The organism is Gilliamella sp. B14448G11 (assembly GCF_016101765.1).
GTDB lineage: Bacteria > Pseudomonadota > Gammaproteobacteria > Enterobacterales > Orbaceae > Gilliamella > Gilliamella apicola_N.
On the sequence record NZ_JACFPX010000004.1, the window covers coordinates 124629 to 137717 of the forward strand.

Consider the following 13089-nt stretch of genomic DNA (forward strand, 5'->3'; position numbering starts at 1 on the left):
TCTTCCTCATTAAAAGATCTTATAAAATAAATAAAAATAGTAGTTACCTACAGTATATAGTAAAGCAAAGCAAAATGCAGGTTCATAGTCATATAGTCATAAAATACATGATTAATAAAATCTTTTTTTTAGATTTAAATCACAAAAATTCATGTTAATAGCAAAGTTCTTATTGACGAAATAAAAATAATTTGCCAATGTATTAATGGAAGCTTAAAAAATCAACTTAGTTGTTTGAAATTATAAAGGAGGTCGATTATGGCTTTAAGTATTACCAGTAAACAAATGGATATTACCCCCGCAATTCGTAGTTATTTAGAAGATAAATTTTCGAAGTTGGATAAATGGAGAGCGCTGTTAATCAATCCTCATTTTATATTATCTAAAGAGCCCGATGGATTTATCATTGATGCAACAATTGCCACCAAAGGAACACCACTAGTGGCATCTGCAAAACATATTGACATGTATGCAGCTATTAACGATCTTATTGGTAAACTTGAAAAACAACTGAATAAAATTCAACATAAAGGTGAAGCTCGTCGAGCAACGGAAAGTATTAAAGGTGCAATTTTAGAAGAAGAAATCTAATAAATAAAACGCTCTATTTTTTTAAAAGGTACTACGTTTAAGTAGTACCTTTATTTGTAGCTTGCTATAATACCGTTAACCTTTTAAAAAAATCTAATAAAAATGAAAGTAGATCACTTATTACCTTTACGAGATAAAATTAACGAACTTGATAAAACTCTTTTAGAACTGATTGCTAAACGTCGTGAGCTTTCGACACAAGTAATTAATACTAAAATTAAGGCAAATATACCCGTACGCGACATGGAACGTGAGCGTTCATTAATTAAATCACTAATTGAACATGGTAAAAAATATCATCTCGATGATATTTTTATCAAACATTTATATCAAATAATTATCGAAGATTCTGTACTTTTACAACAAAAAATCCTACAAGAAAAAATAAATCATGGTTCTATTACGACCGCAAAAATTGCTTTTCTAGGACCCATAGGATCTTATTCTCATTCAGCTGCTCGACGCTATGCTAGTGCCCATTTAGAACAGATAGTTGAATCAAGTTGTGCGACTTTTAAAGATGTTTTCGAACAAATAGAGAAAGGCGTTGTTGATTATGGTGTTGTACCAATTGAAAACTCAAGTTCCGGATCCATTAACGAAATTTATGATTTACTACAAAAAACGAATTTGCATATTATTGGCGAGTTATCACTACCGATTGATCACTGTATTTTGGCGCTTCCAAATACTCAATTAGATCAAATTGACACCGTATATAGTCATCCACAACCATTCCAACAATGTTCTCACTTTTTGGAGGGATATCCGCATTGGAAGATTGTCTTTTGCGATAGCACTTCATCAGCAATGGACATGGTTGCTAAGTCAAATAAGCCTAATTTTGCTGCTATGGGTAATAAAGATGGCGGTGAACTTTATGGATTACAAGTTCTTGAACATAGTTTTGCTAATCAAAAAGAGAATATCACTCGATTTATAGTGTTATCCCGTAAGCCAGTTCATGTATCTGATCAAATCCCAGCTAAAACCACAATATTGATGAAAACAGGCCAGCAATCTGGTGCACTTGTTGATGCTCTTTCTGTGTTACGTAATCATAATATTGTCATGACTAAACTTGAATCTCGTCCAATTCATGGTACTCCATGGGAAGAGATGTTCTATATTGATCTACAAGGTAATCTCTATTCTGAAGAAATGCAAAACGCATTAAAACAGTTAGCAAAAATTACCTTATACACAAAAGTATTGGGTTGTTATCCAAGTGACACAATTACCGCTGTAATGTAATGCCTGTAACAATGCCTCCCTTTGCAAAGGCTGTATTAAAATGGTATGAACAGTACGGCAGAAAAACGCTACCATGGCAGATTGAGAAAACGCCTTATCATGTGTGGTTATCAGAAGTAATGTTGCAACAGACACAAGTTGCAACTGTTATCCCCTACTTTAATCATTTTATTAAGCTATTTCCAAAAATAACGGATTTAGCAAAAGCACCTATTGATGATGTATTACATCTTTGGACAGGGCTTGGTTATTATGCTCGTGCTCGTAACTTACACAAAGCAGCACAAGTTATTAATAATAAATTTAATGGGCTATTTCCAACCAAATTTGATGATGTAGTGGCTTTACCAGGAATTGGTCGTTCAACCGCTGGAGCAATTTTATCACTTTCACAAAATCAACATTACCCAATTTTAGATGGTAATGTAAAACGTGTTTTAACTCGATATTTTGCTGTTGAAGGATGGCCTGGTAATAAAACAATCGAAAATAAACTTTGGCAATTAAGTGAACAAGTTACGCCTGAACAAAATATTGCTAAATTTAATCAAGCAATGATGGATATTGGGGCAATGGTTTGTACTCGTACAAAGCCTAAGTGCACACAGTGCCCATTGCATGAAGATTGTATTGCTTATAAAACGGAAAGTTGGCAAAAATATCCAACACCAAAACCTAAAACAACCAAGCCAGAAAAATCGGCTTATTTTTTAATGTTAGAATACAATCGTGCCATTTGGTTAGAAAAAAGACCACCAACAGGTATATGGGGAGGGTTATATTGCCTACCAGAATTTTCAAGCGAGCAAGAGCTAAAAGCGTGGTTAGAAAAAAAAGGAATAGTATCAACTGAACCTAAACTATTAAACTCGTTCAGACATACATTTAGCCATTTTCATTTAAATATTACTCCAATTTATTGTGTTATTACCAATTTCACAAAATGTTGGGATGAATCTTCTGGCTATTGGTATAAACTTGAATCAGATAATACCAAAATAGGACTCGCTACACCCGTTTATAACTTATTAAAACAATCTGCTTAAAATTGCTGTCAAGCAGAGGCAATCTTATTTTTAATATATAATTCATCATTATTTTTTTATAACATTTATTTTATGCAAAGCAAACAATCTCAAGGTTTATCCAGCTGGTTAGTTTTTTTAATGGCATTTGCTATTGGTGTAACTATTGCCAGCAATTATTATGCTCAACCACTACTACATTCAATTACTCATGATTTAAATATTGCAGTTGAGCATGCTGGCTCAATCATAATGGCAGCACAGTTTAGTTATGCTGTTGGTTTACTTTTTATCACACCTCTTGGTGATAAATTTGAGCGAAAACACTTAATTATTATTTTAATGGTATTATCCACCTGTGGGCTTATCGTTAGTGCTTTATCAAAAAATTTATGGATGCTAATCATAGGTACATCCATAACGGGGCTATTTTCAACCGTTGCACAAGTTTTAATTCCTTTTGCAGCTACCCTATCCAAACCGGAAAACCGTGGTAAAATCGTTGGCACTTTAATGAGTGGAATGTTACTTGGCATTTTACTGGGTAGAACTTTTGCTGGCGCTATTTCAACTATTGCCGATTGGCATTACGTATATTGGATTGCCACAAGTATCATGGCTATTGTTACCCTATTACTTTGGATTTCACTGCCTACTTACCGTAATACAATTAATATCAATTATTTTCAACTATTATGGTCAATTGGCTCATTATACAAACAAGAACCTATCCTTAGAATTCGTTCATTGTTAGCAGTTATATCATTTGCATTGTTTTCTTTATTATGGACACCACTTGCTTTTTTATTAAGTAATGATCCTTATCACTACTCAGACTTTATTATTGGTCTATTCGGAATTGCTGGGGCGGCGGGTGCATTGGGTTCGCCTATAGTAGGTAAATTATCAGACAAAGGTAAAGGTTGGCTTGCTACCACAATAGGATTAGGTTTATTGCTGTTATCGTGGTTACCACTTTCATTGGCGCAATACTCAATCATTGCATTAATTTTAGGTGTGGTTATATTAGATTTTTCAGTGCAAGTCACACATGTTTCAAATATGAGTGCAATTTACCAAATAAGGCCTGAAGCTCGTAGCAGAATGAATACAGGTTACATGGTCTGTTATTTTATTGGTGGAATGCTTGGCTCTATTGGTTCAACCTATTTATTTAGTCATTATGGCTGGATAGCAATTGTGGCATCAGGAACAATATTGGGGTTGATGGGGATCATTTGTTGGCTATTTTATACTAAAACGTATAGTTAACCTGAAACTTTTTTACAAATGAATTGATAATTAAATTATCATTTAGTTTCTAACTTTAAGTACAAGTAATTTATTATTCCTTGAAAAAAATTATTAGGCGTTGAGGGGAAAGTAGAAATGATAACAAAAACTTCTTTTCAAATAAGTAAACAAATGACCAAACTATCACATTTTTTTAATTTAAGTGCTCTTACATTTTACTCATTGAAATTGATAAAAAATTCTAAACTCAATTGAATTAAAACATTAATATTTACTTTTACTGATGAATAAACTAACTTAATACTTTTATTAAGTTACCTAAGGAGTCATTTATGGCTAAAATCTCTTTTCTCAATACTCCCTTTAGTATCAAAAATTTATCACTAAAAAATCGCATCGTAATGCCCCCTATGTGCCAATATCAAGCTACCGATGGCATGCCTAATGATTGGCATTTTGTTCACTATGTATCTCGAGCAATTGGTGGGGTAGGCTTAATTATTGTTGAAATGACGAATGTAGCGCCTAATGGTCGTATTTCACCAAATTGTCTTGGGTTATGGAATGATGAGCAGCGTGATCAATTTAAACGAATTGTTGATGCTGTACATGCTCAAAATGGTAAAATTGCTATCCAAATTGCTCATGCAGGTCGAAAAGCTTTAGGAGCTTCAGATGTTGTCTCTTGTTCACCTATTCTTTATGATGGTTCCAACGAAGCTAATCCAAAATGGCAGTATCAAATGCCAAGAGAATTATCAAAAGATGAAATTATTGATATCATTCAAAAGTTTAAAGAATCAACAAAACGGGCAGTTGAAGCAGGTTTTGACGCCATAGAAATTCATGGCGCTCATGGGTATTTAATTCATCAATTCAGCTCACCAAAAACTAATCACAGAACCGATGAATACGGTCAAGATAAATTATTATTTGGTGAACAAGTTATACAAGCAGTTAAATCTGTAATGCCTAGCAATATGCCACTTATTATCCGTTTTTCTGCGCAAGAGTATAGTAAAAATGGCTATGATATAGAATATGGACGTAAAATAGCAAAACGTTTCGCTGATGCAGGCGCTGACATTTTGGATGTAAGTGGTGGTGGCGATGGGCAATTAGATCCAGCTCATACACCGCAGTTTCATGCTGGATATCAAGTATATTTGGCTCGTGCGATCAAACAAGCAATCAATTTACCAGTTATAGCTGTTGGTATGTTAGAAGATCCATACCTAGCAGATTATGTATTAAGTACTGGGAATGCTGACTTAGTGGCAATTGGGCGAGGATTATTAAAAGATCCATATTGGGCGATACATGTACCCTCTTCACCATTTGTACCAACTTCTTATCAAGTTGCTTTCAAATAACTCAACTATTATTAAATCCTGTAAAAATTTTGCAGGATTTAAATATTTGGATTCGATTAAATATGCATTGCGTATTTAATAAGTTGTTTTTTCAAGGGTGAACAATTGTCTATAGCATTCATGCCCGCAGTTCTTAACATTTTTTTCAAAACATTATCACCATTAAACATGTCTTGAATAGTTCGCATCGCAGTTAACATTACTAACGTATCTTTACGGCGAGTAAATTGGAAAGATTTTAAATTATCAGCAAGTCCTATATCTTTGTGTTTATCATGTAATTGCTTAATTGTCGAAACTAATAAAGCTGAATCTTGAAAACCTAAATTCACTCCTTGCCCTGCCAAAGGATGAATAGTATGTGCGGCATCACCAATAAGCACTGTTCGATGTTTAACGAATTGTTTGGCAAAACGCGCTTTTAGTGGAAAAACCATCCGTTGATTAATTAATTGGCATTTACCTACTTTATCGCCCGTTAATTTAAACAGTTCTTGGCAGAACTCTGATTCTGTAAGCGATGTTAAAGTTGTTGCTTGGTTAGGTTTAGTTGACCATACCAAGCAACTTTTATTTGCTTGCCAAAGAGGTAAAAAAGCAACAATACCATTTGGATAAAAAATTTGTTTAGCACAAGATTGGTGAGGATACTGAGTTTCAACGGTGGTAATTACTGCGTGATGAAGATAGTTACGTTCAAAAACTGAAATTTTTTCATGTTTACGCAACCAAGAGTGTGCACCATCAGCGCCGATAATAAGTTTAGCTTGTAAAATAGTATTATCTGCCAAGGTTAAAAATGCATAATCATCATTATAGCAATTATCAATGGCAGCAAGATTATAAATGGTTATATTGTGATTTTCTTTAGCAAAGTGATACAAACAGTGAGAGATCAGATTATTTTCGATGATATAGCCTAGATTTGGATAACCATAATCTTTTGCGTGAGCTGAAAGATGCGCTATACCGTTTTTTTCCCATACACCTATTTCGGTAAAGTCTTGCACACGATGACTATTTAATAAATCATCCCAAATGCCTATTTGAGAAAAATACCTTTGGCTAGCACCATTAATTGCTGAAGCCCTTATGCCGATTTCATTTTGTAGAAAAGATTCATTGTGATGAACTTTAGCATCTACGATCGCTATCTTCAAATCATATTGACTAAGTGCACAAGCTGTTGCTAACCCAACTAAACCACCGCCAACGATTACAATATCAAAGTGAGTATCCATACTAATCAATCGTTACTTATTATCTTTCTTTAATTCAATTTCATCGTCATTCATCGCTTTTTTGAAGCTTTTTAATGCGAAACCAAGATCTGAACCTAAATTACGTAATTTTTTAGTACCAAATAATAGAACGACCACAGCAAGAAACACTAAAAGGTGTGGGATACTAAATGACATAATAAAATCCTCTTAATTAACTACTCTTATCTATTTAAACTTTATTCTTAGACGTAAGTTTTAATGGGATTTCATTATACTCTTTTTGTGAAAGGATTTCATAACTAGATTATGGATAAAAAAAAGACCTGTATAAAACTATACAGGCCAACATGAAATATAAGGAATATAAGGAAAGAAAACAATGAAAAATCCTTACCCTGCTTATTATCCATTTTTTTTCGCTTTAGTCAACGTTTTTATTTGTTTTTTTGTTTTATAAAAACGAATCGCTAAAAAAACGAACAAAATATTAAAAATCATGTCACTAAAATGGATTACCAATGAAATTCAGCTCTTTCATTAATTAGATAAATATCAAAAAAAAGGTAAAAAAACGTTATTACTCATAAAAATAATATAAATATCGTGCAAAACTACAGATTTAAAGCGGAAAAAAACTATTCAAAGGTTTTTTTCTAAATATTGGTTCAAAAACCTAAAACCGTAAAAAAAAGGATTAATCGCGATATAACACGAATTAAAAACATTAAATCGAAGAAAAACACATTAAAACACATATTATTCCCAATACCGTGTATATAAAAGTTAAAAAATATGCACTATAATTACCATACGGATGAAAAAAAGAAAAACGAGACAGAAATGAATATGATCAAAAATAAAAATGTCAAAACCTTCAAAGACAGACTATATAATTCAATGCAAGGTTTATCTGTTTCTGCTTTTGCGAAAAAATGTGATATGTCAGAAACTGTTATCAGGGATTATTTGTCAGGAAAAACCTATCCCTCACTTACTCGTCTAGAGGTAATTGCTGAGAAATGTAATGTTTCATTTAACTGGCTTGCCACGGGTTACAGACTTGAAGTATTTGACCCAAAAGACGATGACGATGATGTATATAATGAAAATATTTATCGTATTCCTGTTTATAAAAAACAATTACCAACCAAAGAAGAAGCACAGTATCAACGCTATATTAGAGAAACACCACCTGTAATGAATTATCCAGTTGTGGAAGGTTGGGCATCTCATCGTGGCTTAGATATAAAAAAATTAATTATCTATTGGGCAAAAGGTGATTTAATGTCGCCTGAAATTGAAAATAATAACGGACTTATTATAAACACGGATATAACGGAGATGGTTGATGGAGCAATATATTTAATCGAATATGAAAATTTTACCTTGTTAAGAAAAATACGCCTAACTTTGAGTAGTTGGATTTTAATATGTAATAATGAACAATATCCAACAATAGAAGTACCTAAAGCTCATTTTGATAAGTACAATATAGTTGGTCGTGTTGTACAAATCATTAAAGACGTTTTTTAAACCAATAAATAGAAATCTACTGTTTTTCAATATATAATTGCTAAAGTGAGGAAATATTAACCAGACATTTTCCTCACTATTTTTTTATGTTCATAAATCCTTTAATGACAGGTAGATAGCTAAGCAATGTTTATTTAAAATTTCACTTAAATTTGGGTATCAGGATGAATTATATCCATTAGCCTTAATCTCATATTCCATATATCATTGATATATTTACCAATAAAATATCATTTTACTAATTAGGTCTATTATGTATCGATTTTTTGAAAAATTGGTGTCACCTTATCCTAAAGATGATCCTCAACCAGCGGCTAAAAACTTTTTTAGTTTTATATGGCAATCAACCAAAGGCACTCGCGTGTTTATGCTGTTATTAATCATACTAAGTGGATTAAGTGGTGCTTTTGAAGCCTTTTTATTTGCTGCATTAGGTAAAGTGGTTGACTGGCTTGCAGAAGTTGAACCATCTAAATTTTGGCAGCAAGAAAAAACCACATTAATTTTATTAGCTTTAATAATTTTAGCCAGTACGCTAATCATCAGTTTACAAACGATTATTAAACATCAATGTCTTGCTGGCAATTTCCCAATGAGAATGCGTTGGAATTTGCACAGATTAGTTCTTAATCAAAGTATGCGCTTTTTCCAAGATGAATTTGCAGGAAGAATATCAGCAAAAGTTATGCAAACAGCGCTTGCGGTTAGAGATACTTGTTTTTTAGTCGCAGATATTTTTATCTATGTACTTATTTCCTTTATTACCATGGCGGCTATCATTGGACAATTAGATCTTTGGTTATTAATGCCTTTTCTTGGTTGGACTGTGCTTTATGGGATTGCAATGTACTATTTTATTCCACGCCTAGGTAAAGTTGCCAGTATGCAAGCCGATGCACGTTCTACCATGACAGGACGAGTCACCGATGCCTATACCAATATCATGACAGTTAAACTGTTCTCACATGCAGGTAATGAAGCTAAATACGCTCAAGAATCAATGGATGAGTTTTTAGTTACTGTTAATCGACAAATGCGTTTAGTCAGCAGTTTTGAAATTGTTAACCATCTTTTATCCATTACATTAATACTCTGCACGACTGGTGTTGCTTTATGGTTATGGACAGATCAGTTAGTTGGTGTTGGAGCAATCGCAACAACTACCGCAGTCGCATTACGATTAAACGGTTTCTCTCATTGGATCATGTGGGAAATGGCTGCTCTATTTGAAAATATTGGTGTAGTGAAAGATGGTATCAATACATTTTCTTCAACTAAAACAGTCAATGATCAACCTAATGCAACTGAACTTGTTGTAAAACAAGGTAAAATTGACTTTCAACACATTAACTTCAATTATGATGCCAAAAGACAAAACTCTATCATTCAAGATTTGGATTTAACAATTAATCCAGGTGAGAAAATAGGGTTAGTAGGTCGCTCTGGAGCAGGTAAATCCACGCTTATTAATTTATTATTACGCTTTTATGATTTACAAAGTGGTAAAATTATTATTGATGGACAAGAAATTACAACCGTTACCCAAGAAAGCTTACGCGCCCAAATTGGTATGGTAACTCAAGATACGTCCCTATTACACCGCTCAGTACGAGAAAACCTACTCTATGGTAACAATCAAGCCACTGAAGAAGAAATGATTATAGCAGCAAAAAAAGCTCATGCTGATAGCTTTATTCATACACTTGTTGATGCAAACGGTAGAACAGGCTATGACGCATTTGTAGGAGAGCGAGGCATAAAATTATCAGGTGGACAACGACAGCGCATTGCAATTGCTAGAGTTATATTAAAAAATGCCCCAATTCTATTATTAGATGAGGCGACCAGTGCGTTGGATTCTGAAATTGAGCAAGCTATTCAAGAAAGTTTATATACTTTAATGGAAGGTAAAACCGTTATTGCCATTGCTCACCGATTATCAACCATCGCGGCAATGGATAGATTAGTTGTTCTTGATCAAGGAAGAATTATTGAACAAGGAACTCATCAAGAATTGCTTGATAAAAATGGACTGTATGCTCAACTTTGGAAACATCAGAGTGGTGGATTCTTAGGTGAAAACATTTAATTATTGATTTATCAGAACAAAGAGTAGTAGGACACATATAAGGCTAGTACATATATGTGTCCTTAATTCATTTATTAATCAATAAAATTCTTATAAAATTCTGATTCAAACCGCATTATTGCACCATTTTTCGGTTCACCTTGTGTATCAGCGTGATATCCTGATAATAACTGCACAAACGCCAAATATTGACCATCGGATTTTTGAATAAATCCAGCTAAATTATAACTACCTTGAATATAACCGGTTTTGGCTCGAATGGTTTCCTTAAAGGGTAATTGATTAAAGCTTTTACGATTTTGCAAGGTTCCATCAACGCCAGCAATTGGCAACATGTCAATAATCCCTAATTGCGCATTATTCGCCGAAATATATTGTAATATTTCCATTAATTTGTCTGCACTAACTAAGTTTAATCGGGATAATCCTGAACCATCCACAATGACTAAATTTTCAAGATTAATACCCGCTTTTTTAAGTAAAATTCGTTTAACTGCATCGCTACTATTACGCCAAGTTCCAGCAATGTTGTAATGATGTGCTCCGAGTGTTCTAAAAATAGCATCAGCATATAAATTATTTGATTTTTTTAACATAACAGTCAGTAATTCAGAAAGTGGGGCTGACTCACTGGAACTTAATAAAGTCAGTTGTGAGCTGTTTTTTTGGTTTTTCTCTAAAATTTTACCTGTATAAACTATTTTTTGTGATTTGAGTTCTTTTTTTAATATTGCAGAAAAATAAGCTGTTCCATCAAGTACCGCAAATTTTAATGGTATTTTATTATTTCCAGAAGCAACACATCCAGATAGATGATAACGATTTTTATCAAAATAGCTTACATCTAACTCACAATATTTATCATTTAAATCTTTACTATTGGCGGCAATTGTTTTGATATCAGCAGATACCACTACCGGAATATAAGATGCGACTGAAACAGATGCTTTAGAGCCTACCTTTCCTGGTGTGATTGTTGCATAAAAACAGTTATCGTTTATGATTGCTGCGAATGGAGGTGCATTATAACAAGCAGTTAAGTTATTCCATGACCAACCAGCGGCTTTATCATGACTGGCAAAAACTGAAGTATCTAAAATGATATTTCCTGCAATTTTTTCAATACCTTTTTGCCGCAGTTCAGTAAGCATTATTTTTAATCTATCACTTGAAAAGGTGGGATCGCCACTTAATTGAATGATAAGGTCACCATTCAACTGTTTATTACTTATTGAACCATTCGTTTTCATAAGCGTTTTAAAGCGAAAATCACTACCTAATTCAAGCTGTGCAGCTAAAGCCGTAATAACTTTTTGAGTACTAGCCGGTTGTTTAAATTGATCGCTCTTATATTTTGCTAATGTTTTCGGATTACTACCAACAGATTGAACCAGAATGGATAAATCGCTTCCTTTAGGTAACGTTGATAAATAAGGTTCTACCGATTGCGCATGTAAAAATCCTGATAAAAAAGGAAGAATACATAAAATAATTATCCTGATATTTGTCATGAAAATTGGCTCAAAATGTTAATTAATTATAATTGTTAATGGGGGGATTCAAATATAACTTTTTTTGATTTAGCTAGCAATATATACTGTACCACTTTTATAATTACATGATACCGTTTATATTAAACAGTATTTCCCATTCAAATTATCTGTATATCAAAATTATAACTAGGTCACATAAATATGATTCAACATTCATTAGGATTTCCAATAGAAACAGTATTAGTATTTGTTGGGTTATCCCTAGCTGCAATTATTATCGACTTATATGCTCACCACAATGATAAACCGATTAGTTTAAAAAATGCAATTGGATGGTCAATTTTTTGGATCGCAGTCGCCTTAGGATTTGCACTATTTTTATACATTCATCATGGTAGTACAGCTGCAAGTTTATTTATAACGGGTTATGTTCTTGAAAAAGCGTTATCTGTCGATAATTTGTTTGTTATTATGGCAATTTTTTCATGGTTTACCGTACCCAATAATTACCGTCACCGCTTACTTTACTGGGGAGTTATTGGTGCCATTATATTCCGAGGAGTTTTTGTAATAATTGGTACAAGTTTATTATCCTTAGGACCGTGGATGGAGTTAGTTTTCTCCGTTATGGTTGCTTTTACGGGAATAATGATGTTAAAAAATCAAAACAGTGATGATGAAATTAAAGATTATTCCAATCATATTGCCTTTCGCATAGCGAAACATATTTTTCCCTCATACCCTAAAATTGTAGGACACTCTTTTTTATTGACTCAAAAACAAGTAGACAGCGAACTTGAAAAACCAGAAAACAGCGATTTAATTGGCAAAATTTCTAAAAGTGTACTTTATGCAACACCGTTATTTTTATGTATTGTTGTTATTGAACTTAGTGATGTTATGTTCGCTTTTGACTCAGTCCCTGCGGTAATTGCGGTTAGCCAAGAACCATTAATTGTTTATAGTGCCATGATTTTTGCTATTTTAGGACTTAGAACGATGTATTTTGTTTTAGAGGCTATGCGACAATATTTGCTGCATCTAGGTAAAGCTGTTATCTGTTTACTATTTTTCATTGCTGGTAAATTAGCTTTAAATGCCAGTCATCATCTGTTTGGTTATGGACTCGATATTAGCCCAAGCATGAGTCTTTACATCGTGTTAGGAATTTTAGTTTTAGGTATTATTGCAAGCTTTATCTGGCCAGCAAAAAATGATGAATAATTAAAAGAGAATTGGCAGGATATGCCTGCC

11 protein-coding genes are annotated in these 13089 nt (G+C 33.2%); 8 read left to right on the plus strand and 3 right to left on the minus strand.

What is annotated here, in order from left to right:
* Positions 1-258: 258 nt before the first annotated feature.
* The 5 genes from raiA to H3S88_RS04450 all read left to right on the plus strand — a co-directional run bounded on the left by raiA (position 259) and on the right by H3S88_RS04450 (position 5497).
* Complete coding sequence (gene raiA, locus H3S88_RS04430; RefSeq protein WP_025316153.1) at positions 259-591, plus strand: ribosome-associated translation inhibitor RaiA; 333 nt, start codon at positions 259-261, stop codon at positions 589-591.
* A 102-nt stretch (positions 592-693) separates the two neighbouring features.
* The gene (gene pheA / locus H3S88_RS04435; RefSeq protein WP_198227019.1) at positions 694-1845 is read left to right on the plus strand and encodes a bifunctional chorismate mutase/prephenate dehydratase; all 1152 of its coding nucleotides are present in this window, start codon (positions 694-696) and stop codon (positions 1843-1845) included.
* Positions 1845-2891, plus strand: a complete 1047-nt coding sequence (mutY, locus tag H3S88_RS04440) for an A/G-specific adenine glycosylase (RefSeq protein ID WP_232352443.1) — start codon at positions 1845-1847, stop codon at positions 2889-2891. Before pheA ends, mutY begins: the two co-directional genes overlap by 1 nt.
* Positions 2892-2963: 72 nt before the next feature.
* Entirely contained in the window at positions 2964-4142 is a 1179-nt protein-coding gene (locus H3S88_RS04445) for an MFS transporter (RefSeq protein ID WP_198227017.1), read from the plus strand.
* Positions 4143-4456: 314 nt separating this feature from the next.
* Positions 4457-5497 carry an NADH:flavin oxidoreductase/NADH oxidase gene (locus H3S88_RS04450; protein ID WP_198227015.1) on the plus strand — a complete coding sequence of 347 codons (1041 nt, stop codon included), beginning with the start codon at positions 4457-4459 and terminating at the stop codon, positions 5495-5497.
* A 56-nt stretch (positions 5498-5553) separates the two neighbouring features.
* Here H3S88_RS04450 and H3S88_RS04455 read toward each other — a convergent pair whose 3' ends face one another.
* Positions 5554-6738 (minus strand): FAD-dependent monooxygenase, encoded by a 1185-nt coding sequence (locus tag H3S88_RS04455; RefSeq protein WP_198227013.1) that lies wholly within the window; start codon positions 6736-6738, stop codon positions 5554-5556.
* A 12-nt stretch (positions 6739-6750) separates the two neighbouring features.
* Positions 6751-6915, minus strand: a complete 165-nt coding sequence (gene tatA, locus H3S88_RS04460; RefSeq protein WP_051516275.1) for a twin-arginine translocase TatA/TatE family subunit — start codon at positions 6913-6915, stop codon at positions 6751-6753.
* Between the two features lie 645 nt (positions 6916-7560).
* On the opposite strand from tatA, the gene H3S88_RS04465 reads away from it, so the two are divergent.
* Together H3S88_RS04465 and H3S88_RS04470 are read left to right on the plus strand one after the other, a co-directional pair.
* Complete coding sequence (locus H3S88_RS04465) at positions 7561-8253, plus strand: LexA family transcriptional regulator (protein WP_039127328.1); 693 nt, start codon at positions 7561-7563, stop codon at positions 8251-8253.
* A 253-nt stretch (positions 8254-8506) separates the two neighbouring features.
* A complete protein-coding gene (locus H3S88_RS04470) occupies positions 8507-10342 on the plus strand; it encodes an ABC transporter ATP-binding protein (protein ID WP_198227011.1) in 1836 nt (611 codons plus the stop codon).
* Between the two features lie 74 nt (positions 10343-10416).
* Here the strand turns inward: H3S88_RS04470 and dacB are convergent, their stop codons facing one another.
* The gene (gene dacB / locus H3S88_RS04475; protein WP_198227009.1) at positions 10417-11853 is read right to left on the minus strand and encodes a serine-type D-Ala-D-Ala carboxypeptidase; all 1437 of its coding nucleotides are present in this window, start codon (positions 11851-11853) and stop codon (positions 10417-10419) included.
* 183 nt (positions 11854-12036) lie between these two features.
* Between dacB and H3S88_RS04480 the strand changes: the two genes are divergently transcribed.
* On the plus strand, positions 12037-13059 hold the full coding sequence (locus H3S88_RS04480) for a TerC/Alx family metal homeostasis membrane protein (RefSeq protein WP_198227007.1): 1023 nt from the start codon (positions 12037-12039) through the stop codon (positions 13057-13059).
* Positions 13060-13089: the final 30 nt, after the last annotated feature.

Bases quoted from the DNA above. Each gene is read 5' to 3' on its own strand.
- raiA (WP_025316153.1), top strand. From the start codon at position 259: ATGGCTTTAAGTATTACCAGTAAACAAATGGATATTACCCCCGCAATT.
- pheA (WP_198227019.1), top strand. From the start codon at position 694: ATGAAAGTAGATCACTTATTACCTTTACGAGATAAAATTAACGAACTT.
- mutY (WP_232352443.1), top strand. From the start codon at position 1,845: ATGCCTGTAACAATGCCTCCCTTTGCAAAGGCTGTATTAAAATGGTAT.
- H3S88_RS04445 (WP_198227017.1), top strand. From the start codon at position 2,964: ATGCAAAGCAAACAATCTCAAGGTTTATCCAGCTGGTTAGTTTTTTTA.
- H3S88_RS04450 (WP_198227015.1), top strand. From the start codon at position 4,457: ATGGCTAAAATCTCTTTTCTCAATACTCCCTTTAGTATCAAAAATTTA.
- H3S88_RS04455 (WP_198227013.1), bottom strand. From the start codon at position 6,738: ATGGATACTCACTTTGATATTGTAATCGTTGGCGGTGGTTTAGTTGGG.
- tatA (WP_051516275.1), bottom strand. From the start codon at position 6,915: ATGTCATTTAGTATCCCACACCTTTTAGTGTTTCTTGCTGTGGTCGTT.
- H3S88_RS04465 (WP_039127328.1), top strand. From the start codon at position 7,561: ATGAATATGATCAAAAATAAAAATGTCAAAACCTTCAAAGACAGACTA.
- H3S88_RS04470 (WP_198227011.1), top strand. From the start codon at position 8,507: ATGTATCGATTTTTTGAAAAATTGGTGTCACCTTATCCTAAAGATGAT.
- dacB (WP_198227009.1), bottom strand. From the start codon at position 11,853: ATGACAAATATCAGGATAATTATTTTATGTATTCTTCCTTTTTTATCA.
- H3S88_RS04480 (WP_198227007.1), top strand. From the start codon at position 12,037: ATGATTCAACATTCATTAGGATTTCCAATAGAAACAGTATTAGTATTT.